Here is a 23,303-nt window from a genome sequence, read left to right as displayed (position 1 = left end):
AGCGGGTATTCGTCGCGCCACATGTCCAGGCGGTTGCCCTTCGGCGGCCTCGGCGATGAACACGGAGGAACCCCGAATACCTTCCGGGGCCGGCCCGTCTCGGTGCCGTCCTCGGCCGGGGAAAGGCCTGTTCTGGCCGCGCGGGGGCATCCGCTTTCGGTCTGGTCCGGTCGCCGGAACCGAACCGGGTGCTTCCCTCCAACGGTCCGGCACCAGCACCGGACGTCACCGCCTTGGTCGGTGCGGCCTGCCACGGGAACGAGACGGGAATGGGGTCATGTGTCACCGGGGTGCGCTCCGCGCAGGTCGAACGGCTCTGTCATGAGGGCCCTATGTCCCGGCTTGAGCACACCTTCTTCGGGCATTCCACTTGTTATGAGATGAAAACTCACTATTAATTTTTTAATTTCCCATTCTGGATTTCCGTAGTCCCTCGTCACCGCCGCAGGAGGATGCCCCGGGAACTCGGTCGGGAGACACCGGTGCTCCACCTGGACGGGCAGGTGGAGCACCGGCGCCTCCCGACCGCGATGAGGGACACCGTGACCGTGTGGTGCCCGGGTCCACCCGGTCGGGGATCCATCTCACCATCTCGACGCCGACGGAGGAGGCATGAGTCGCTGGTCCTTGGTCTACGAGGGGGCGAAGCCGGCTCGGGCAGGAGTCCGTGAGACGCTCTGTACCCTGGGGAACGGCTATTTCGCCACGCGCGGTGCCCCTCCCGAATGCCGGAGAGGAGGGGAGCACTATCCGGGTACCTACGTAGCCGGCTGCTATGACCGGGCCTCCTCCACCGTGCAAGGGCACCGGGTCGAGAACGAGGACCTGGTCAATGCCCCGGACTGGCTGCCCCTGACCTTCCGAGCCGATGACGGCGACTGGTTCGACGAGCCCTCCCCCGACCTTCCCCAGCGCATGGAGTTGGACATGCGGCGTGGACTGCTGACCCGCACATTCCATGTCGTGGACGGCCCCAGGACCACCCGGGTGACACAAAGGCGCCTGGTCTCCATGCACGCCCCGCATCTGGCGGCTCTGGAGACGACCCTGCTGCCCGAGAACTGGAGTGGGACCGCAGTCGTCAGGTCGGCCCTCGACGGAAGGGTCACCAACGCGGGGGTGGACCGCTACCGCGATCTGAACGGTCTCCACCTGTCCCCCCTGGGTACCGGATCGGACGGCCCCGGGCTCGCCTGGCTGCACTGCCGAACCCTCACCTCGGCGGTCGAGCTCGCCTACGCCGCCCGGACCCGCATCACCCAAGGGGCGCTCCCCACGTCCCCGAAGACCCGCGCGGAGGAGGCATGGGTCGCCACCGACCTCGCTTTGGAGCTGACCGAGGGACAGCAGACCACCGTCGAAAAGGTGGTCGCCCTGCACACCTCACGCGACCATGCCGTCGGAGGCTGCCTCGAAGCCGCCCGTCTCACCCTGGCCCGGGCGGGCACCTTCGACGAATTGCTGCACGACCACACCACGGCCTGGCGTCATCTATGGCGTACCTGCGCGCTCTCCATCGAAGACGAGGAGGAGCAGATGGTTCTGAACCTCCATATCTTCCACATCCTGCAGACCCTGTCACCGCACACGGCCGACCTCGACGTGGGTGTACCCGCCAGAGGGCTGCACGGCGAGGCGTATCGGGGCCATGTGTTCTGGGACGAACTGTTCGTCCTGCCCTTCCTCAACCTGCGACTACCGGAGACCGCCCGTGCCCTGCTCCGCTACCGCTGGCGAAGGTTGCCGCAGGCGCGGGCCGCCGCCGCCGCTGCCGGCCTACGGGGTGCCCTCTTTCCCTGGCAGAGTGCGACCGACGGCCGGGAGGAGACCCAGAGCATGCACCTGAATCCCCGGTCCGGACACTGGATCGCCGACAATTCGCACCTGCAGCGCCATGTCGGCCTCGCGATCGCCTACAACGTCTGGCAGCACTACCAGGCGACCGGTGACCACGCCTTCCTTTCGGAGTTCGGGGCCGAACTCATCATCGACATCGCCAGGGCCTTCGCGGACATGTGCTCCTACGACAAGGCTCTGGACCGGTACACGGTACGCGGGGTCATGGGTCCGGACGAATACCACGACGGTTATCCCGACCGGACCACGCCCGGTCTGGACGACAACGCCTACACCAACATCATGGCCGTGTGGGTGATGCTGCGGGCCCTGGACGTACTGCGGATACTGCCCAGGCCCAGGCTCAGGGCCCTGGAGGAGACGCTCGGGCTCGGAAGCGGTGAGACCGAGCGCTTCGAGGATGTCACACGCAAGATGCACGTCCCCTTCCACGAGGGGGTGATCAGCCAGTTCGCCGGTTACGAGGAGCTGAAAGAGCTGGACTGGGACGCCCACCGCGGTGTCCGGCGCCTCGACCGCGCGCTGGAGGCGGAGGGGGAGAGCTGCAACGGCTACAAGGCTTCCAAACAGGCCGATGCTCTCATGCTGTTCTTCCTGCTGCCGGCCGAGGAGCTCGCGGAGATACTGCGCCGCCTCGGCTACGCCTACGACCCCGGGCTCATTCCCCGCACTGTGGACTACTACCTCGCGCGCACCTCCCATGGTTCGACCCTCAGTTCCGTCGTGCACTCGTGGGTGCTGTCCCGGACCGACCGTGAGGCGTCTTGGGTGTTCTTCCGTGAAGCGCTTCGAGGGGATATCGAGGACGCACAGGGGGGAACGACCGGCGAAGGCATCCACCTGGGGGCCATGGCCGGCACGGTCGACCTGCTCACCCGGTGCTATACGGGCCTGGCCACCATGACCGACGCTCTGCACCTCAGCCCGCTGCTGCCAGGGGGTCTGAGCCGTCTGTCCTACGACTTGCGCTACCACGATCACTGGGAAGTACGGCTCGACGTGCACCCGGACCATGTGAGGATCACAGTGCCGCCGTCGAAACTGCAGCCCATCGAGATCCGGCTCAAAGACAGGACGGTGTCGGTGGCACCCGGTTCGTCCTGTGTGCTTCCCCTGTCCCGGTAGGGAATGCACGGCCCGACAGCGTGTCGGGCCGACGGACGTCCCAACCAACGGGCCCGGCGTTTCCACCGGCCCTGTTCCCGGACGCCGTCCTCCGCTCATCCGGGAGCGTCAGGTCTGCGGTCGATGGACCACCATCACGGGCCGGTCCGAGCGGTACAGGACCCCTCGGGCGACGCTGCCCAGGGCAAGCCCCGCGAAACCGTGCCCGCCCCTGGCACCCACCACGATCAGACACGTGTTCCGGGTGTCGGCCGACAGCGCCCGAACGGGGTGCTCGCGCACCACTTCGAGCACTACCTCGGCGTTCGGATACCGCTTCGCCCAGGGTTCCACCGACTGTTGCAGGTCTTCGCGACGCCACCGTTGGATCCGGCCCTCCTCCTCCGAGCGAGGGGCCACCATCGATGCCGGGGCCGTCCATGCCCGAACCGCGCGGACCCGGGCACCCCAGAGGACGGCGGTCTCCAATGCCGTCGCCAAGGCGTGTCCGGCCCCAGGGGAGCCATCGACCCCCACCACGATGTCGCGTGCGCCCTCGGGCACGGGTTCGGGACGGACCAGGACCACGGGCACCGATGCGTGGGCGGCCACCTGGTCCGCCGTCGTTCCGAGTACGGTACCCGGCAACACACTGGTACCGTGCGTGCCGACCACCACCGAAGAGGCACGTTCGGAACGCTCCAGAAGGGCCAGGGTCGGTGAGGATCTGGCGACCACCTCTTCAGTGATTTCCACCTCGGGGGCCACCGCCGCCACGAGATCGGTCGCAGCACGTACCGCGTGCCGGGCCTCCTGTTCGCTGAGGCTTGTGGGCCTCACCACCCACCGGTGGAGCGAGTCCGCGTCATAGACACAGAGCACGAACAGGCGCCGAGCGCGCCTCCGTGCCTCACGGGCGGCCCAGAGGAGCGCGGCCATCGCCGCTTTCGACCCGTCGGTTCCGACCAGAATGTACTCGGACACCTGCAATCCCCTGTCTTACGATGTCGTCCCCCGGTGCCGGAACCGCCATGGACCAACGGCCGCTTGACCTGGACTCCACATCGGGCCCGCCACCGTCCGGTAGGCGTGCATCCACCACTGCGACGCCGGGTCGCGTCCCCTGTTCCTCGCCTCCTCAACGCGGACCAGAGCCGCCCACGCGGCGTCCGCTCATCGACCGGGGGACCAGGCGGACGAGGAGTTCGCGCTCTCCTCCCGCCCAGGGACGCACGGGAGCGCGAGACCTCAGAGCGGCGGCCTCGGCCGCCTGCGTGACAGGCTCCGCGGGCCCGGTCGTCAGGACGCTCCACCCCTCGCTCACAGCCCCGTCGACGCGATCGACCTCGAAGGCGCCGTCACCGGGGACGTACCCCGCGATCGATCCGTTTCGCGTCGTCCGGAAGACGATGGCGCCCTCATGGACGAGGTAGTTCACCGGAAGGATCGCTGGAACGGTCGCCCCCGCAGGGATGAAGCCGAACCGCCCCACACCGCCGGGCCGGATGAGTTCCATGCACTTCTCCGGTGAGAGCACGGTCGTCTCGGGGAGGGGCGCCGCCGTCGTCGCCGCACCCGGCGGCACGTCGGTGCCGCTCCCCAGCAGGAGGTCCTGTGTGGTGCCCAAAGCCGAGGCAAGGCGGTACAGGGCCTCCCGGGTCATACGTGTGGCATGCTCTTCCAGATAGGCGACGTAGCCGGGATCCATGTCGGCCCGGCAGGCGACCTCCTCTCTGGTGAGCCCCAGTTCCTTGCGTCGAGCCGCCGCTCTGCGCCCCAGATCGCTGCCCGGGTGGCCGCGGTGCCCTTCTCCTCGTCCCATGGGACGGCCTCTTCTCCCGGCGGAATGGGCGGTCACACCCGCGTTCCGCGTTGTCGCAGTTCTACCTATGCGGACACAGGCCTTCCTCGACGTGCCGAAACACGGCTCCCGACATGTCGGCGGCAACCGGCCTGGGCCGACTCCTGTGGAACGGGTTCATCGATCCGACGCCACTCTGCTCCGTGACCGCGCGTATGTGCGATGGTGCGGTACTCCAAGGTGAAAACTCCCTGTGAACGGTGGCCGAACCCGCCGACCGATCACGGGCCCTCCCTCTGCTCGGGGACGGCCGGGTCTCCGCCGAGCAGGGTGCCCTCACCCGCCGGGCCTGAACCGGTCTGTGCGCACGAGCCGCGATCGACCTACGCGAGGCCGGGATCATGGTGCGTTCCTCGCCGGACGAGTACCGGACCATCTCCCGGAACCCCGCTCTCCTCCCGCTCGCACGAGCCGTGTCGACCGTGCCGGCGTGCCCCAAGGTGGCGAGACCTGATTCGTTGGCCATGGGGCCCGTCGCGGATCCGTCCCCTCGGCGCCCTGTCTCACCGTTGCACCACCGATTCCAGGGCCATGAGGTCATCGTGCCGGTAGGACAGCCTGCAGTCGGCGCGGACCACTCCCTCGACGGCGCGCACAGCATGAGCAAGACGGGGGATATCGGAGCGTTGAGGAACATCGCCGGTCAGTGTGACCACCCCTCGGCGGACCGCCGTCTCGACATCGTCCAGGCCGAACATCCCGTGCACGATCTCGCGGTCCACCATCCGCTGGAGTTCGTCGTCGGGAACCTCGTACACCCGGAGCAGGTCGGCTCGGCTCACGATCCCCACCAGACGGCCTTCTCCGTCCACCACGGGGAGCCGCTTGACCCCGCGATCGCGCATGAGGGCCGCGGTTTCGCGGGGCTCTGCGTCGGCTGTGATGGTGACGGCCGGAGCCGTCATCAGATCCCTGACGACCGCCCCGCTGCTCTTGATCCGGTCGAGGCGCTCCCGGAAGGGCTCCGCCATATAGCCTTCCTCTGAGTCGGGGTCGGCGAGCTTGGTGAGCAGGTCGGCCGTCGAGACGATGCCGAGGACCCGGTTCTCGGCATCCACGACGGGTAGAGCGCTGACGTGGTGGCGGCGCATGAAGGCGGCGAGGTCCTTGTACCCGGTGTCCTCCCGGGCGGCGAAGACGTGTTCGGTCATCAGGTCGCCTACGGTCGCATTCATGGGAACCTCCCCCGACCGGTATCATCAGGTCCGCTCTCTTCAGGGTCCTGCCCCGACTCCGTGTAGGGCGCACGGCACGGACGTCCCCCGGTGAAGGGACGTTGGACCTCGACCCGCCACTTCCTCAGGCCCGGTCCCTCTGCGGTGGGAGCAGGAAGACGCGGGCCGAAGGAGCCCGGTGCCGTTCCCGCCGTGGCGGTGCGACACCCGCGTACACGGAGGAGGATCTGGAACGGTCTCCACTCCGGGCGATCCCCCCGTACTCACGTCCGGCCCGGGCGGACGGATTTCTCGATGCTCCGGGCAGTGGCCACCCTCTTGTGCACCAGGTCGGCCAGAACCAGCGCCGGGACCGCGCACACCGCCGCGGCCCAGCCGAGCGGTGGCGGCAAGGTGCCACCGAGCAGCGCGGGAAACGGGGGAACCACCAGGAAAATCCCCAGGGAGATGATCCCGGTCGCGATCGCCCACCCCAGCATCGGGTTCGTCCGAGGTGAGAGGGAGACCACCGGTGTGCTCTCGCTGCGGCAGGCGAGGGCCACCGCCATTTGACCGAGTACGACTGTGGCGAAGGCGGTACCCGAAGCCGTGGTGAGCAGTTCCGGCCCGGGATCCAGCCCCCACCGCCAGCCGCCGCTCCACAGAACGGCGGTGAACGCCCCCAGCGCCGCGGCGGCCTCGACGGGGCCGAGCACTCCGAAAACACGGATGACGACCTTCCGGTCGATCAGCGCACCCCGGGGCGGTCCGGTGGTCATGGTCCGAGAGCTGGGCGGTTCGGCCCCCAGCGCCAGGGCGGGCAGCAGGTCGGTGCCGATGTCCAGGGCCAGGATCTGGAGGACGCCCAGGGCGAGGGGGAAATCCCCACCACTCGCGGCCCAGGCCAGGAACGGGGTGAGCTCTGCGACGTTGTCGACCAGGTGATACGTGAGGAACCGGCGGATGTTGGCGAAAGTGGACCGGCCCAGTTCGATCGCCGCCACGATCGTCGCGAAGTGGTCGTCCAGCAGGACCAGGTCCGACGCTTCACGGGCGACGTCGGTCCCCGAGGCCCCCATGGCGACGCCGATGTCGGCGCGGCGCAGGGCGGGGCCGTCGTTGACCCCGTCACCTGTCATCGCCACTACGTGCCCGCGGCGCTGCAGGGCCGCGGTGATCCGAAGCTTGTCCTCCGGGGTCACCCTGGCCAGCACCGCCCCGTCGTGGTCCAGCAATCTCCCCAGGTCCCTCTCGTCGTCCGGCAGCGAGCTCCCGGTGGCGACGAGAGGCGTCCCGCGGACCAGGCCGACCTCCCTCGCGATGGCCAGTGCCGTACCCGGGTGGTCGCCGGTCACCATCGCCACACGCACCCCGGCCGTTCGACAGCGGGCGATCGCATCGCGCACCCCGTCGCGAGGAGGATCCTCCAGACCCACCATGCCGAGCAGCACCAAGCCGTTCTCGGCCTCCCGCGGTTCCTGGGGCATATGGTCGATCCGGCGCCGGGCCACGGCGAGCACACGCAGCCCGCGCCCGGTCATCGAGGTCAGCGCCGCCTCGGCCGCCCGGACGGGCCCGCACCGGGGCAGCAGCGCGTCGGGCGCCCCTTTGACGTAGACCTGGTCGCCGACCACCGCGGAGGACAGGCGGCGTCGGGGATCGAAGGGAAAGTACCGGTCCACCGCCTCGGCAGCGTCCGCACCAGTGCGGGCGGCCAGGGCGTGCAGGGCCGCCTCCATGGGATCACCGACCGGTCGGTGGTGGCCCTCGACCAGACGGACTCCGTTGGGGGAGCTGAGCGCCGCGGCCTGCGCCAGCAGTCGCGCCGCCCTCATCTGCTCCTCACCGCCCGACACCTCGGCCCTCGGTCCGTAGCCCCCACCTCGGATGTGGACGGTTCCGGAGGGGGTCCAGACCCTCACCACCTCCATTTCGTTCCTGGTGAGTGTTCCCGTCTTGTCGGTGCAGATGAACGTCGCCGACCCCAGGGTCTCTACCGACTCCAGGTGCCTGACCAGGGCGCGGGAGCGGGCCATGCGGTGTGCGGCCCGTGCCAGGGACAGGGTGACGGTGGGCAGTAGCCCTTCCGGGACCAGCGCCACCGCAACACCGACACTCAGCAGGAAACCCTCGGACGCACCGGCGCCCAGCAGAAGGGAGATCGCGAAGAAGACCACCGCGACCCCGGCTGCGATCCCCGAGATGACGGAGACCACTCGGCGCAGTTGCACGGAGAGAGGGCTGGGCGGTCTCCGGGCCTGGCGGGAGAGGGCGGCGATCCCACCCAGCCGGGTGTGCCCGGCCGTGGCGGTCACGACCCCTTCCGCCTCACCCTCCACCACGTAAGTACCGGCATGGACCCCTCCCCCCTCACCGGGGCGGACCGGTGCGCTCTCGCCCGTGAGGGGGGACTCGTCCACGGCCAGGCCGTGTGTTCGAACCAGGCGCATGTCGGCCGGTACCCGGGACCCCGACCGAAGCACGACCAGATCGTCCCGCACCAGCGCCGTCACATCGACCGGACGGCGGGTGCCGTCCCGGACCACCAGGGCGGTGGCGGGCATCATCTCGCGCAGTCGCTGCCCGGCACGGTCGGCACGGTACTCCTGGACGAACGCGAAACCGCCGTTCACCAGGACGACGACCATGATCGCCAAGCCCAGCTGGGGCATGCCCCCGACCACCGCCAAGAGCGCCGCGATCCACAGCAGCACGGCGAAGAAGTGCGTGATCTCGTGCAGCAGCAGGACGACCGGCGGCGAGCGGCGGGCCGAGGGCAGCACGTTGGGCCCGTCACGGCCCAGGCGCTCCGCGGCCTCGGCAGACGTCAGGCCGTGCACCTGCGGCCCGGGCGGAGGCGCCGCTCCAGCGGTGTCGCCCGTGCCCGGGACAGCGCTCACCGGGCTTCTCCACCGCCGAGGGGCTCATCGGGGCGGAGCGGAACCGTTCCCGCCTCCTCGCCGCCCTTCTCCAGAACGAAAGGCGGATAGCGGTCGGTCATCAGCGCGGCGTACGCCGCGACCCGCAGCCCCCAGCGGTGCATCCCGAGCAGGAAGTCGAACAGGCCCCGCGGATAGGACCCGGTGAAGAGCAGGGCCACCGCCGCGAACAGCACCAGCAGCCCGATCAGCCCGGGGGACTGGAACACGACCTCGGGGCCCTGCGCCCCCGGGGAGCCGTCCGGCTCCGAAACCGCCCGCACGGCCCCGGTGGTGAACAGGGCGACCACCAGGTAGTGGGGGATCGCCAGCAGCCACCACTTGACCAGGACCAGGCCCCGCGACAGGTCACCGGGCACCGCGACCTCCAGCCGTGCCGGGTAGTCGACATCGGCCGACAGGGTGAAGGGCGGGTAGCGGTCGGTCCCCAGCACCCCGTAGGCGTAGAACGCGACCCGCCAGCTCCACCGCAGCACCCCCACGTTGAAGCCGAAGATCCCCCGCGGGTAGCGGCCCGTGAACAGGATCGCGAAGAACGCCACCACGGTCAGCACGAAGAACGCGATCCACAGAAAGACCAACACGACGTAGTGGGGAATCACCAGGATCCACTTCACCAGCCACAGCCAGCGGCTCAGCGACGGGTCGAGAGTCCCCTCGACCTGAACCGGGTAGCGCGTACCGTCGTTCATGCCGACCACCTCCAAGGCGGGCCCCGACTGCGGCCATACCACTGCTCCCGACCCTTCCAACCGCCTTGCATGCCCACCAGAGGCTTCCGACGCCGATCACAGGGTCCGACGTCCCATGAGGGCGGTCCCGGCCGTGCTGTTCTCCGCCCTGTGGGCCGGAGATGATCCAGGGACGCGGGATCCACCGTGGGGCATCGCGCTGGCCAAGGCCCACCGCAAGCAGGACAACACTCGGTCTTTTGTTCATTACTCTTCGTGTCTCTCGAAGTACCCTGGCACCGGAGACCGGTCTGCCTTCGCACCGGCGGCATATCGGGACCCGGATACGGCCCGGCACCGCTCCTGGCGGCCGGGCCCGGCGCACGAGGCCTGGAGACCGACGGAGGAACTTCCATGACGCGGCCGATCCTGGTGGGTGTGGACGGCTCTGAACCGGCGCTCGGAGCGGTCGGGTGGGCCGCCGCCGAAGCGTCCCGGCGCGGCTGCGGCCTACTCCTGTTGACGGCTTTCGCCATGCCGCCGGCCGAGGCCGCGTTCACCCTGTCCGCAGAGGAGGTCCGCAGGGGCGTCGACGACGTCCTGGACACGGCACGGCAGAGGGTCCGGGATACACGTAACGACGTGTCCGCAGAGCGGGCCGCTGTGCTGGACTCCCCGGTGAAGGCGCTTCTGAACCGGGCTCCGCAGGCCGCACTGGTCGTCGTCGGACTCCGCGGGAGAGGCGGCGTTCCGGGCATGAAGGTGGGTTCAGTGGCCTACCGGGTCGCCGCGCATTCCCCGGCCCCCGTGGTCGTGGTCGGTCCCGAACCCCGAGAGGCGGACGAGCGGCTCATCGTGACGGGCGACGACGGCTCACCGCACGGCCGACGGGCACTGGCCACGGCATTCGAGGAGGCCGCCCTGCGCGGTGCGCGCGTACACGTGGTACGCGCCTGGCGACCGGTCAACCTGCCGGCGCCCGCGGTGGTGGGCACCTCCGAAGAAGAGCAGTTGGAACACGACCTGGCACCCCTGCGTGCCGAGCACCCTGACGTGCAGGTCGATGCACGGGTCCTGGAGGAACACCCGGTGACCGCTCTGGCCGATGCCGCGCAGGGCGCCGGCCTGCTCGTGATCGGCGCACGGGGACGCCACGGGTTCCCGCGCGCCGCGCTGGGGTCGACCGCACACGGACTGCTGCATTCGGCGCCCTGCCCGCTCATGATCGTGCACGCCTCCTGAGCGGAGCGGGGGCCGACGTCCACGCGGGGCGACGTACATCCGGTGGGCCGATGCCGCCGGGTCAGGGGGTGCCGGAGCGCCATCGGACGTACTCGGGCACGATGTCGTCGACACGCCAGCGCAGATCGGATTCGACCGCCACCACACCCTCCACGCCCCTGATCCGGCGGATCATCGCCTGTGCCTCACTGCGGTGCTCCACCGTCCCCGACAGCTTCACCACCCCGTCTGCGACATCGACGACGGGATCCTGGACGCGTACCGGCCGCAGGGCTTCTGCGATCTGGTCACGGGCCTCCTCTGCTATGTCGTCATCCTCTCTGATGAACACCGACAGCAGGTCGCGCCTGCCCACGATCCCGATCAGGTGCCCGCCACCGTCGACCACCGGCAGGTGCCCGATCCCGTGGCGCTCCATCGAACGGGCCGCGGCGACCACACTCCTGTCAGGGGACACCGTGATGGCCGGGCTCGTCATCAGCCCGCCTGCACTTCTGGCCTCGGCCTTGTCCGCGGCGTTCCCCCCGGCACCCGTCCGCGCCCGCAACCGGGCGCGCACAGGCGGCCGGTAGTCCCCTCCTGCGAACTCCTCCTTGTGGAGCAGGTCCTCCTCGGAAACCACACCGACCACGTGCCCCCCAGCGTCGGTCACCGGCAGCGCGCCCACCCGCCGCTCGACCAGCGCTGAGGCGACATCCCTGTAGTCGGCGTCCTCGGTGACTGAGAAGACCTCGGTCGTCATGACGTCTTGCACGGTACGCATCACGGGCTCCCCCCGGCCTCGGACCGGACCGCGTTCGTGCGGAGCAGACGGGGCGACACGGGTCGCCCGATCCGAACTCGATCCGAATCCACTCCTCGTCCGCCATCCTCCCTTCCTCCGCTTCCGGGGACCAGGGCCGTGGGTCCCGGCGCCGGACCTCATCGAGTCATTCCCAGGACGGGACGTACGCCCCTGGGGATGAGGCCTTTGAACGCTCTAACCTGGGAGAAGAGTGTCCTCTAGCGGTTAGGGGAGAACAATGGCCCAGAGTGCGAACGCACCCGTGGTGGTGGCTGTCAACGGATCGCCGGCGAGCGAGCGGGCCGTCGACTGGGCGGCGGGCGAGGCCCGTCGGCGAGGTCGGCGGCTCCGTCTCGTGTACGCCTTCTCCTGGCCCCTCTATCACTCCCTGCCCCGGGACCTGCCGGGCTTCGACGTGGACGAGTTCGCCCTCCGCATCGTGGGGAGCGCGCGCCTTCGCGCCCTGCAACTTGAACCCGACCTCACCGTCGAAGCGGTGCACATCACCAGTGACCCGGTCACCGTTCTCCTACTGGAGAGCCAGAAGGCGCACATGCTGGTCATGGGCGCACACCACCGGACGGCCGTGGACGCCGTCATTCCTGGGTCCACGGACCTGGAGATGCTCGTCTCCGCCCTGTGCCCCATCGTGATCGTGCCGGACCTGCCGCCCGGAACCGCTACCGGGCGCATACTGGTGGGGGTCGACGGTTCGGAGACCGCACGACTCGCCGTGGAATGGGCATTCCCCGCCGCTGATACACGTAAGGCGGTGCTTCGTGCGGTTACGGTGCACGAGGAGCACGCCTGGTGGCGCTTCGGCGCGCTGCAAGAACCGTCTTGGACCGGGAGTGAAAAGGAGAAGGAGACCGCGGAAACCGAGGCGCGAGCGGCAGCCGGACGTCTCTTGTCCGATGCGATCGCGGACGAACGCGTCCGGTGGCCGCAGGTGCGGGTCGAGGAGGTCGTCGCAGTGGGGCACCCGGCCCAGGCCCTGTGCGCCGCGGCCCAGGACTGCGACCTGATGGTCGTCGGCTCGCACGGTCGGGGCGGTTTCGCCGGAATGCTGCTGGGTTCGGTGAGCAGGCACGTGATCTCCCATAGCCCGTGCCCGGTCGCGGTCGTGCGCCGCCCCCGCCACTGACTGGCGGACGGAGCAGGGGACCGCAGCTCGCCGCCCCCAGGGCGGGCGGCCGTCACACCGACGCGGTGCCCGAGGCACCCGCCGCCGACAGGTCCGCGGCGATCGTGTCGGCCCATGCGTCGATCTCGTCCCAGTCCCGGAAGTCCCCGTAGTGGCCTCCGATGAGCCGGTAGAAGACCCGTCCCGGCAATGGGATGTGTTCCGGCCGCAGGGCGCCGGCGAGCAGGCGGTGCTCGCGGAGATCGAATCCCCTGCACAGCTCCATGATCTCCTCTGGGTCGCGGGCGTGTTTCTCGAACCAGCCCCCGACCGCCCTGGCCAGGCCTACGCTGAACAACCAGACCGGCATCCGCCCTAGCGCGTCGGTGTTGGCCCGGAGATAGTCGGATGCCTCCGTGAGCCAGGCGCCGCCGTGCACGGCGCTGCCCAGGACCGCGGCCTCGTAGACCTCCGCTCCCGGCGCCTCTGCCAACGGTTGCGCGTCCGCGGTGCAGCCCCGCTCACGTAGCCGTACCGCGATCCTTCGTGCGACTCCCTCTGTTGATCCGTGTTCACTCGCATAACCCACCAGCACTGTCATGACGGCACCTCCATGCCGTGTGCCCTTTTACGGGGCGGCTTACGTGCGGGCGACCGGCGGTCGGCCCCCGCGCCCGCCTCCGATGAGAGTTCGCAGTGGACGAGCGCCGGGGACCGGTACACGGGAGGGCCCCGCCAACGGGACGCTGATCCATCGGGAGTCGCATCCCACCCTCCCGTGCCGTTCGCAGGCGACCTGAAGCGGCGGCTACTCCTGGGCCTTGCGGGAGATGGGCACCCGTCGGCCGCTCTCCGAACGCGGGGACAGGCCGATGCTCACTTCGAGGATGCCCTTGTCGTAGGAGGCGGTGACGTCCTCCTCCGAGGCGTCCGCGGGGAGTGTGAGCGTGCGGCTGAAGGAGCCGTAGCGGAACTCCGAGTGCTGCGGCGTCGACGTGCTCTCGCTCCTCTCGGCCTGGATCACCAGGACCCCGTGCTCAACGGTGACGGCGAGGTCCTTGTCAGGGTCCATCCCGGGCGCCTCCACCCGGACCACGTACCTGTCGCCCTCCATCGCGGTCTCGACCCGCAGTCCCGCGGGCGACCTCCCGGCGAAGAAGGGTGCGTCGAACAGCTCGGCCAGGTCGGGGAAGAGCGACGGTCCGGTGCGGCGGGCGATGGCGTTCATGTCTTCATCTCCTCGGTTCAGGGGCACGGGCCCGAGTCGGCGGACCGCGGCCCTGCCTCCACTCGACCTCCGCCGCGGCCTCCGCGACAGACGCCGAAGGGTTCGTCCCGCAGGGACCTCCGTCACCCGTCCCGCGGGACCTCCCCCGGCGCGGCCAGCACGTGGAAGCCCTCCTCCTCCTGGGCGAAGTGCAGGCGCAGGACCGCATAGAGCTCGACGGCGACCCGCGCCGCGTACCGGCGTGCGTCGTCTGCGCCCTTCGGAGCGTCATCGGCCTCGTCCAGCGCGGCGCGCAGGCGGCGGGTCAGCTCCGCGATCTCCGTGTGCTCCCGACTCATCGCCGCGGTGGTGTCCGGTCCGCCCAAGGCGTCGGCGACCCTCGGGTAGAGCAGCTGCTCGTCACGCTGCTCGTGGGCGGACAGCTCGCCGAGGAACCCGCGCAGGCCCGCGACCGCCGCGGCCCGCTCGTCCTCCCCGCCTCCGACGAGGATCTCCGCGGCCGGCACCAGCGCCTCGATCCCCGGCCACAGCCGGATGTGCTCCTCTTGGAGCTCGCGGATCAGCTCGGCGTCGTCCCCGCGCAGTTCGGGGCCGAGCCCGCGGCGCCCTCCCGAGAGCGCCCGCAGGGCGTTGAGGATCACCGCGACGTCGATCCCCTCCTGGACCAGCGCCCCCGCCGTCGGCGGCAGCAGCCCGAACGCGGCCGCGACCATCGCCACCGCCGACAGGAGCATCCCCACCACCACGCTCTGGAGTGCGATCGCCCGCGTGCGGCGGGCGATCGCCATGCTCTCGGCCACCCGGGAGAGCCGGTCCACGGTGATCACCACGTCGGCGGTCTCGGAGGAGGCGGTGGAGCCGCGCGCTCCGAGTGCCACACCGACGTCAGCCGCGGCCAGGGCCGGCGCGTCGTTGACCCCGTCACCGACCATGACGGTGGGGGCCTTCGCGCTCTCGGCGCGCACCACCTCGGTCTTGTCGGTCGGGGACTGCCCGGCGTACAGGGCGTCCGCGCCCACGTGCGCGGCGATCCGCTCGGCGACGTCCCCCCGGTCACCGGTGACCATCACCGCGCGCTCGACCCCGGCCAGGCGCAGCAGCCGCAGGGTGCGCGGGGCGTCCGCCCGCAGCCGGTCGCGCAGCAGCAGGACACCGCCCAGGCGGTCGTCCACACCCACGAACACGGTGACCGCCCCGTCGCGCGCCGCCTCCGCGCGGACGGGATCCACCCAGCCTGGAAGGGTGTCCCCGGCCGCGGCCCAGTCGGCCTTGCCCACACGCACCGGGCGGCCGCCGACCGTACCGCGGACGCCGCGGCCCAGGACCTCCTCGGCGCCCTCGGGGTGGCGCAGGTCCAGACCGCGCTCCTTGGCCGCGTGCACGATCGCCGCGGCCAGCACGTGGGGGGACACCTGGTCCAGGGAGGCGGCCAGGCGCAGGACCTCCTCGGAGGACACCCCGTCCTCTGAGACCGCGCGGACCAGCACCGGACGCCCCTCGGTGACGGTGCCGGTCTTGTCGAAGAGCAGCACCCGGGCGCGCGCCAGCCGTTCCAGCGCGGCACCGCTGCGCACGATGACCCCGCGCCGGGCCGCACGCGACATCCCCGAGGTGAAGGCGATGGGAGCGGCGAGGATGAGCGGGCAGGGCGTGGCCACGACCAGCACCGCGACCGCCCTCACGGGGTCGCCCGACATCCACCAGGCCGCCCCGGTCAGCAGCAGGGTGACCGGAAGGAAGACCACGGCGTAGCGGTCGGCCATCCGCACGAACGGCGCGGTGTGCGCCTCGGCCTCGCGGGCCAGCCGGACGATGGCCGCGAACGCGCTCGCCCGGGAGTCGGTGGTCGCCCGCATCCGGAAAGGACCGCCGGCGTTGACGGTCCCGCCGCGCACGTCCTGGTCCGCCGCCCGTTCAACGGGGAGCGGTTCCCCGGTGACCGCCGACTCGTCCACCACGGCCGTCCCGTACGTGACGCGCCCGTCCACGGGCAGTATCTCGCCCGGACGGACCAGTAGCAGGTCCCCGGGGCGCACCTCCTCGACGGGGACGGTGGCCACCTCACCGCCGCCGTCGATCCGGTGTGCGGCGCGCGGCGCCCGGGCGAGCAGGGCGCTCAGGTCCCGGCGGGCCCGGCGCCCGGCCCGGTCCTCCAGCATCCGGCCGCCGGTGAGCATAACGGCGATGACCGCACCCGCGAGGAGTTCCCCGACCAGCGCGGACCCGACCAGCGCCAGGAGGGCGATCACGTCGACGCCGGGCCTGCGCTCCCGCAGGGTCCGCACCACCCACACGGCCGAGGCGACAGCGGCCACGGCGGTGACCGCCAGCCAGACCGCGTCGGAGGGGGCGGCCAGGCCGGACAGGCGCAGGACGACGCCGGCGGCAAGACCGGTCAGGCATACGGCCAGCAGCACGGTCGGGCCGCTCGGGAGCGGGCGCCCGTCGCGTTCTCCAGGTCCCATGGGGTCCAGTGTGCGCCGGACAGTGGGGCCGCACCAGGGCAGAAGGTCGCCTCCGAACGAAAAGAACGGGGTCCATCCCGGTCGGCCTCGATCAGTGTGAGCGCATCCGGTGTACCGGCAGGAGTTCGGCGAGGTCGGTCACCACGACATGCGCCCCGTGCTGCGACATCTCCGCTCGCATACCGGTGCGGTCTACCCCGATGATCAGCCCGAAACCGCCGCGACGACCGGCCTCCACCCCGGCCAGGGCATCTTCCACCACGGCCGACCGCGTTGGAGCGGCCCCCAGGCGCCGGACTGCTTCCAGGAACAGCGCGGGGTCGGGTTTGCCGGGCAGGCCCAGGCGTACCGCGTCGACGCCGTCGACACGAACGTCGAAGAGGTCTTCGACATGCGCGGCCCGCAACACCTTGGCGCAGTTGAGGCTCGCGGAGACGGCGGCCGCCGGGACGCCGGCGGAGCGCAGGGCCTTGACGAACTGCACCGTGCCCGGGAAGGCCCGCACACCGTATCTCGTCACGAGGGCCTGGAAGTGACGGTCCTTGCGATCGGTCAACAACGCCACCGTCACGGTCTCAGGATGTCCCGGGACCGGCTCCTGGGGCAGGTGCACACCACGGGAGGCGAGGAACGCTCGGGCTCCGTCGGCGCGCGATCGACCGTCCACGTAACGCAGATAGTCGTCTCTCAGGTCGAAGGGACGGAAGCGCGCGGACTCGTCGCGGGCGCGCTGGACCAGAAAAGCGTCGAAAACGCGTTTCCAGGCCGCGGCGTGCACAGAGGCGGTATCGGTGATGACACCGTCCGTGTCCAGTACTACCGCGCGTACACGGTCGAGTGGGAGGCCGGTTTCCCGATCGGTGTCCATGGGTCGTCACTCCTCTCCGTGGTGGCCTCCCTGCGGTGACGGTCCCCTACGAGCCGGGCCTCCTGAACGGTGAGCGATCGCCTACGCGGAACCGGTCTCGCAGGGGATCACGACCGGAGTACGGCGGCTCCGCGCACCCGGTCGGCGGAGAGGTCGGCCAGGGCCCGGTCGGCGGCGTCGAACGGATAAGGGGTGGTGGCCACTGACAGGTCGATATGTGACACCAGTTCGAGGAACTCCCGGGCGTCGGCCCGGGTGTTCGCGGTGACGCTGCGCAACGACCTCTCCTGGAAAAGGTCGTGGTCATAGTCGATCGGAGGGATCTCGGACAGGTGTATCCCCGCGATGGCGAGTGTTCCGCCGCGGTCCAGTGCCCGGAGGGCCACAGGCACCAGAGCTCCCACGGGTGCGAACAGAATGGCCGAGTCCAGGGGTTCGGGCGGTGGTTCATAGGCCCCGGAGGCGGAATGGCAGCCCAGTTCCAGCGCGAGCGTGCGTGCCCGACGGGACCTCGTCATCACATGCACGATCGCTCCCCGGGAGAGGGCGACCTGGGCGGCCAGGTGCGCGGAGGCGCCGAACCCGTAGAGCCCCAGTACGCCCCTGTCCGGCAGTTCGGCCCTCTGCAGGGCGCGGTAGCCGATGATGCCCGCGCACAGCAGGGGTGCGACCTCCGGGTCCGCCGACCCGGGCGGAAGTGGGTGTACGAACCGCTCGTCCGCTGTCAGGTAAGGGGCGAAACCCCCGTCGCGGTCCCAACCGGTGTAGGTCGATTCCGGGCACAGGTTCTCGTCACCGCTCCTGCAGTAGCGGCACTTACCGCAGGTGGAGGCGAGCCAGGCCACTCCCACCCGGTCCCCCGGTTCGTACAGGTCCGCCTCCGGACCACGGGCGTCGACCCGTCCCACAACCTCGTGCCCGGGGACCGTGCCCGGTGCGCGGGGCGGCAGGTCGCCCTCAGCGAGGTGCAGGTCGGTCCTGCAGACTGCGCACGCCGACACCTCTATGCGCAGTTCGCGGCCGCGGGGCACGGGAACCCGGCGCCGCACCCGACGCAGTGGCCGAGTAGAGATCGGGCCGGGGTCGATCACGGCCCAGGCGTCCATCATCGGTTCCATATCCCGAGTCCAACACGCCGGACGCAGACTGCCCAGGGGCCGATCGTCCCCTTATGGGGAGGGCTTCCGTCCGGGCGGACCGGTCACCGCGCATCGATCCGCTCGGGTTCACAAGGCCGTTCGATGAGAAAAAGGGGAATGCCGAGCGGCGGGCCCGTGCGTCCGGGGCGGGCCGGTGGCCTCGACCGGAACGCCGAAGAGCCGTGGGATTCCGTCCTGAGTCTCCGACGACGTCATCATCCCGACACGGGAGGTGGCTGAGCAGGAAGCGGCTCCTTCCCACCCATCGGCACCGTCCACGTCACAACGGTGCCCCCTTCGGGAACGTTGTCGACGTCGAATGTGCCGCCGAGCTCCGCCGCGTGTTCGGACAGGTGCCTCAGTCCGGCACGTCGGTCGACCCGGGGGACACCGGTACCGTCATCGACGACTTCGACCTTCAAACCACCGTTCACTACGACCAGCACTGCCACCCGACTGGCCACGGCCTCCAGTGCGACGTTCGACATGACCTCCCGTAGAACCGCGACGGCCTCGTCCGCGATCCGGTCCGGAATCCGGTCGTCGAGCACCCCCTCCATCGCCAACTCCGGGGTGAAGCCGAGCCGGGAGGCGGCAACGCCGATCTCGTCCATGATGCGGTCGCACAGCCGTCCGTGCTCCTGTTCCGTCTCATGTCCGGTCAGGGCGAAGATGGCCGACCGTATACGGTGGATGGTGGCGTCGATGTCGTCCACCGCCTGCCGGACCCGCTTCGAGACGAGCGGAGTGTCGACACGGTTCGTCACCCCACTCAAAGAGAGAGCCACGGCGGACAGCCTCTGGATCACGATCTCGTGCATTTGGCTGGCTATACGGTCCCGGTCCTCCAGCACTACGAGACGCTCGTTGTCCGCCCGGGCCCGGCTCGACTCCAAAGCGCTCGCGGCATGTCCGATGAAGGTGTGCAGGATCCGGGCCGCGGAAGGAGAGAACTGCTCCGCTCCCGACTTCCTGCCCACGCACAGAAGACCGCGCATCGGGGACGCGCCGCCCAGCGGTATCAGCAGGACGGGACCTATCCCCAGGTCACCGAACAAGGGGGATACGATCGGATCCGAAGAGATATCGGTGATCACCGGCTCCGCGCAAACCTGGGCCCGACCGGCCGGCGGTCCCTCGACGGCCATTCTGCGTTCCAGTAGTGCCTCGGCTCCCACACCGCTCGCAGCGCGCACGGCCATGTGCCGGCCGGAGTCGTCGGGGGCGGCCATGGCGGCGACGTCCGCGTCGACCATCAGACAGGCCCGTTCGACGACCCGGAAAAGTACCTTGTCGGCTCCCTCACCTCTCAGTAAACGCGTGGTCATCTCTTCGGATGCCCTCAATCCCAATTCACGGTGGTGTGCCTGCTCGTGAAGGCGGGCGTTCTCGATGGCCGGACCCGCTGCCGAGGCGAGCGCCGTGACCGCTGACTCATCGTTCTCGTCGAAGCGGTCGCCCCCGCGTTTCTCGGTGAGATAGAGGTTGCCGAACATCTTCCCCCCTACCCGGATCGGCGCTCGCAGACGAGTACTCATGTGCGGGTGCCCTGCCGGGAATCCGCGAGACCGGGGGGCGTCGGACATGTCGTATACACGCCGGGCAGGACCGGTGACGGAGACCGGGCCGACCAGGCCGCTGCCCCCTGGCCCGTGCTCGGTACAGGCGACCTCGGTGGCATCGGGGCCGATCGGGATGAACTGTTCCGGCCGACCGCCGTCCCCGATCACCTCGATCGCACCGTAACGTGCCCCGGAGAGGGCCATCGCGGCTTGGACGATCCGCCGCAATGTGTTCTGTAGGTCGAGTCCGCCACCGATTGTGACGACGGCGTCCAGCAGGGAACCGAGGTGTTCACGGCTCATGGCGGCCCCGCCGATACTGGGCCGCGGCTCTGAGGGAGGCAGGTCGCCTCCGTCTTTTCGCCACCCTGAACCCGGCTGTCGGTCCCAGGGCTCTGCGTCTCCACCCATCGGTACCACCTCGAAGCACTCACGGCACCGGGCGCTGTCCACGCAACGGGGCGGGTGGAGGGGCACGGGGCCGGCCCAAGGTGGCCGGCGCGGGCCCGTCGACGAACACCGCCCGTGTGATCACGGGACGCGACCGGTGCTGCTTGAGTAGATTGATACACCGCCCCACCATTTTAGGGCCTCGGCGGCTACCAGAATGAGGATGGGAAACATAAGGCTGCTGAGAGGGTGGTCCATGTGCCGGGGATTTTCGCTCCCATCCGAACCTGGCTCATCATTGGATACTCGGGGCACAGCAGAGACCGCATGGATTTTTTGGCGGTTTTTTGTATTCCAGGGCTTTCTATTGCGTGCCCGGGAGGATTCGGCCCCCCTGGCTTTCCGATCGGTTAGGGGGCCTGAGCCCCGTATCCGCCGAGACCCCTGGGGCCTTTCCCCTTTCCGGATCCGGCCCTGCCGGGTCGGGGACCGGAGGTACGGGGTCGGGGGACGGAAGGCCGAGGGCCCCGCCCCGGGCACGGGACAGGGGCGGCGCCGCGGGAGGCGCGGCGTCAGTCGGCGCGGGCGATGGCGATGGTCGCGCCCAGGCGGTGCCCCGCCTCGTAGAACATGTACTGCACGCCCCGGTCGGAGCCGAAGGACGGCGCCGCCGACCTCCCCGAGTCCGGGGGACCGGCCATCGGCGTGTGGACCACCCCCAGGTGGTCGCGCCGGGAGAAGTCCGCGCCCACCTCGGTCGCCCGGATGTCCCCGGCGCTCGTGTGGTAGACGACCAGCGTGCGCCCGCCCCGGGCCACCAGGTGGGGGCCGGACAGGTTCGCCACCCCCACGTCGGAGTGCCGGACCAGCGGCTCGCGGGCGAAGTCGAAGGTGATCCCGTCCGCCGACCACCCCCACCCGATGTCGCGGTGATTGTTCGTCCCGTTGCGCATGAACACCATGACGTAGTCCGCGCCCCGGTCCGCTAGCCGGTGCTCGAACACCCGGGCGTAGGAGGCCTCGGTGGTGCCCGGCACCATCGCGGTGTTCAGCACCACGCCGTGGTAGGTGAAGTCGATCCCGTTGCGGGAGCGGGCCAGCCGGGTGGTGGTGTTCTCGCCGTGGAAGTACAGCCACATCTCCCGGTGCCGGGTGTTCCACATGACGTGCGGCGAGGACACGTGGCTCACCGAGTAGTGCGGCGACCAGTTCCGGGACACGATCGGGTTGCCCGGGTGCTCGGTGAACGGGCCCTCCGGGCTGTCGGCGTAGGCCAGGCAGATCCCGCCCGGGGCGTCGTGCGGGGCGTAGTAGAGCAGGTAGCGGCCGGGGGCGTCGGACAGGCGGCCGACCGTTCCCCGCAGGCAGGGGAAGATCAGCTCCCCGGTCGGGTTGTAGGCCAGGTTCGCGGTGTCGAGCGCCTCGCGCACGAACCGGTAGGCGGGCAGCGCGTTCGCGGCGGCGGACGCCGGGGGAGCGGCGGGGGCGGCCGTCGCCGGGGCGGCCGCGCCGCCGGCGATCAGGGCGCCGGCGGCCAGGGTTCCGGCGCCCAGCAGGGCGGTCCGGCGGTCGATTCCCCGGGGGTTCGGTTCGGACATCTCGGGTCCCTTCGGGAGGGGGCGGGGGTGCACCGATGGCCACCGAGTCTCGACCAGGCGCGATGCGCTGGTCAAGGTTCTAATACGTATTAACGAAACTCTGCGGATACCGGCCGGAAATCTCCGCGGACCCCTTGACGAAACCCTGAGACGCGGCTCACAGTCATGGACTAATGCGCATTAGGACGCCGTATCGGAGGAGAAGCCGGTGGAGAACACTCGACAGCCCGCTGCCAGGGGACGGCGCAGGCCGCGCCAGTCCGACATCGCGCGGGCGGCCGGCGTCTCCCAGACCACGGTCTCCCTCGTCCTGCGCGGCACCACCGTGGGCATGTCCCTGGCGCGGGAGACGCGCCAGCGGGTCCTGGACGCCGCCGAGCGGCTCGGGTACGTGCCCGACCCCGTCGCCACCCGCCTGGCCTCGGCCGCCAACGCCATGCTCGGCCTCTACACCTTCAGCACCACCTTCCCCACCGACGTGGCGCACTCCTACTACCCGGTCCTGGTCGGGGTGGAGGAGGAGGCCGCCGCCCAGGGCCAGGACCTCATCCTGTTCACCGGCTCCTCCCGGGCCGGGACCGGGGCGGACGACCCCGCCGCGGTGCGGCGGGTGCGGGTCGCCGACGGCTGCCTGTTCTTCGGCCGCCACGTGCCCGACGAACCGATCCGGCACCTGGTCGAGGACGGCTTCCCCTTCGTCTACATCGGCCGCCGCGACGAACCCGACGTCCCCTACGTGGGCGCCGACTACGTCTCGGCCTCGGCCGCCGTGCTGGACCGGCTCGCCGCCGCCGGGCACCGGAACATCCGCTACCTGCGCGAACACGACCAGGCCCCGGCCTCCACCGACCGCGAGGAGGGCGTGCTGCGCGGCGCCCGCGCCGCCGGGGCCGGCACCGCCGGCCTGGTGGTGCGCACCGACGGCACCGACCTCGACGCCCTGCTGGCCGCCTGGCTCGCCGACGGCGTCACCGCGGTCGTCGTCGAGCAGACCGACACCGGCGCCGCCCTGTCGGGGCTGGGCGCCGCCATCGAGCGCGCCGGGCTGCGCTGCCCGCGGGACCTCTCCCTGGCCGTGCTCGGGGCGCCGGTCGGCGCCCGCGGCCGGGCGCCCGGGGGAGGCGCGGTGTTCAGCGGGTTCGACGTGCCGATGCGCGAGATGGGCCGCGACGCGGTCCGCCTGCTGCTGCGCCTGATCGCCGGCGAGGAGGGGCTGCGGACCCGGAGGCTGCTGCCCTGCGAACCGGTCGGGGGCGGCACCATCGCCGCCCCGCGCCCGCGGTGACCCCTCACCCCACGGACCGATCCCCCGCCACAC

17 protein-coding genes are annotated in these 23,303 nt (G+C 70.5%); 4 read left to right on the top strand and 13 right to left on the bottom strand.

The window, feature by feature from the left end; translation table 11 throughout:
• Positions 1 to 612: 612 nt before the first annotated feature.
• Entirely contained in the window at positions 613 to 2,982 is a 2,370-nt protein-coding gene (locus KGD84_RS19505; protein ID WP_220561851.1) for a glycoside hydrolase family 65 protein, read from the top strand.
• A 108-nt stretch (positions 2,983 to 3,090) separates the two neighbouring features.
• Here KGD84_RS19505 and KGD84_RS19500 read toward each other — a convergent pair whose 3' ends face one another.
• From KGD84_RS19500 to KGD84_RS19480, 5 genes are all read right to left on the bottom strand, one after another.
• A complete protein-coding gene (locus KGD84_RS19500) occupies positions 3,091 to 3,945 on the bottom strand; it encodes a universal stress protein (RefSeq protein ID WP_255646667.1) in 855 nt (284 codons plus the stop codon).
• 154 nt (positions 3,946 to 4,099) lie between these two features.
• Positions 4,100 to 4,783 (bottom strand): helix-turn-helix domain-containing protein, encoded by a 684-nt coding sequence (locus KGD84_RS19495; protein WP_220561850.1) that lies wholly within the window; start codon positions 4,781 to 4,783, stop codon positions 4,100 to 4,102.
• Positions 4,784 to 5,325: 542 nt separating this feature from the next.
• On the bottom strand, positions 5,326 to 5,997 hold the full coding sequence (locus KGD84_RS19490) for a CBS domain-containing protein (protein ID WP_220561849.1): 672 nt from the start codon (positions 5,995 to 5,997) through the stop codon (positions 5,326 to 5,328).
• Positions 5,998 to 6,260: 263 nt separating this feature from the next.
• Positions 6,261 to 8,876, bottom strand: coding sequence for a cation-translocating P-type ATPase (locus KGD84_RS19485; protein WP_255646666.1), 2,616 nt, complete (start codon positions 8,874 to 8,876; stop codon positions 6,261 to 6,263).
• Complete coding sequence (locus KGD84_RS19480) at positions 8,873 to 9,607, bottom strand: DUF4389 domain-containing protein (RefSeq protein WP_220561848.1); 735 nt, start codon at positions 9,605 to 9,607, stop codon at positions 8,873 to 8,875. The genes KGD84_RS19485 and KGD84_RS19480 overlap by 4 nt, the downstream gene beginning before the upstream one ends.
• 393 nt (positions 9,608 to 10,000) lie before the next feature.
• On the opposite strand from KGD84_RS19480, the gene KGD84_RS19475 reads away from it, so the two are divergent.
• Positions 10,001 to 10,828: a universal stress protein gene (locus tag KGD84_RS19475; protein ID WP_220561847.1), complete on the top strand. Its 828-nt coding sequence runs from the start codon at positions 10,001 to 10,003 to the stop codon at positions 10,826 to 10,828.
• Positions 10,829 to 10,889: 61 nt separating this feature from the next.
• Here KGD84_RS19475 and KGD84_RS19470 read toward each other — a convergent pair whose 3' ends face one another.
• Positions 10,890 to 11,591: a CBS domain-containing protein gene (locus tag KGD84_RS19470; RefSeq protein WP_220561846.1), complete on the bottom strand. Its 702-nt coding sequence runs from the start codon at positions 11,589 to 11,591 to the stop codon at positions 10,890 to 10,892.
• A 259-nt stretch (positions 11,592 to 11,850) separates the two neighbouring features.
• Between KGD84_RS19470 and KGD84_RS19465 the strand changes: the two genes are divergently transcribed.
• Positions 11,851 to 12,756, top strand: coding sequence for a universal stress protein (locus KGD84_RS19465; protein ID WP_220561845.1), 906 nt, complete (start codon positions 11,851 to 11,853; stop codon positions 12,754 to 12,756).
• 52 nt (positions 12,757 to 12,808) lie between these two features.
• On the opposite strand, the gene KGD84_RS19460 is transcribed toward KGD84_RS19465, so the two are convergent.
• The 7 genes from KGD84_RS19460 to KGD84_RS19430 all read right to left on the bottom strand — a co-directional run bounded on the left by KGD84_RS19460 (position 12,809) and on the right by KGD84_RS19430 (position 21,985).
• A complete protein-coding gene (locus KGD84_RS19460; protein WP_220561844.1) occupies positions 12,809 to 13,336 on the bottom strand; it encodes a flavodoxin domain-containing protein in 528 nt (175 codons plus the stop codon).
• Between the two features lie 207 nt (positions 13,337 to 13,543).
• Positions 13,544 to 13,963 (bottom strand): Hsp20/alpha crystallin family protein, encoded by a 420-nt coding sequence (locus KGD84_RS19455; RefSeq protein ID WP_220561843.1) that lies wholly within the window; start codon positions 13,961 to 13,963, stop codon positions 13,544 to 13,546.
• A 122-nt stretch (positions 13,964 to 14,085) separates the two neighbouring features.
• Positions 14,086 to 16,428 (bottom strand): heavy metal translocating P-type ATPase, encoded by a 2,343-nt coding sequence (locus tag KGD84_RS19450; protein WP_220561842.1) that lies wholly within the window; start codon positions 16,426 to 16,428, stop codon positions 14,086 to 14,088.
• A 91-nt stretch (positions 16,429 to 16,519) separates the two neighbouring features.
• A complete protein-coding gene (locus tag KGD84_RS19445; RefSeq protein WP_220561841.1) occupies positions 16,520 to 17,296 on the bottom strand; it encodes an HAD family hydrolase in 777 nt (258 codons plus the stop codon).
• Positions 17,297 to 17,403: 107 nt separating this feature from the next.
• The gene (locus KGD84_RS19440; protein WP_220565844.1) at positions 17,404 to 18,402 is read right to left on the bottom strand and encodes a zinc-dependent alcohol dehydrogenase family protein; all 999 of its coding nucleotides are present in this window, start codon (positions 18,400 to 18,402) and stop codon (positions 17,404 to 17,406) included.
• Between the two features lie 248 nt (positions 18,403 to 18,650).
• Positions 18,651 to 20,300 carry a GAF domain-containing sensor histidine kinase gene (locus KGD84_RS19435; RefSeq protein ID WP_220561840.1) on the bottom strand — a complete coding sequence of 550 codons (1,650 nt, stop codon included), beginning with the start codon at positions 20,298 to 20,300 and terminating at the stop codon, positions 18,651 to 18,653.
• A 659-nt stretch (positions 20,301 to 20,959) separates the two neighbouring features.
• Positions 20,960 to 21,985 (bottom strand): glycoside hydrolase family protein, encoded by a 1,026-nt coding sequence (locus tag KGD84_RS19430; protein WP_220561839.1) that lies wholly within the window; start codon positions 21,983 to 21,985, stop codon positions 20,960 to 20,962.
• Between the two features lie 208 nt (positions 21,986 to 22,193).
• Here KGD84_RS19430 and KGD84_RS19425 point away from each other — a divergent pair, with 208 nt between their 5' ends.
• A complete protein-coding gene (locus KGD84_RS19425) occupies positions 22,194 to 23,270 on the top strand; it encodes a LacI family DNA-binding transcriptional regulator (RefSeq protein ID WP_220561838.1) in 1,077 nt (358 codons plus the stop codon).
• Positions 23,271 to 23,303 lie beyond the last annotated feature (33 nt).

Source organism: Nocardiopsis changdeensis, from assembly GCF_018316655.1.
Taxonomy (GTDB): Bacteria; Actinomycetota; Actinomycetes; order Streptosporangiales; family Streptosporangiaceae; genus Nocardiopsis; species Nocardiopsis changdeensis.
Note: the sequence above shows the minus strand (reverse complement) of the source record. Positions and strands in the feature narration are given on the sequence as shown.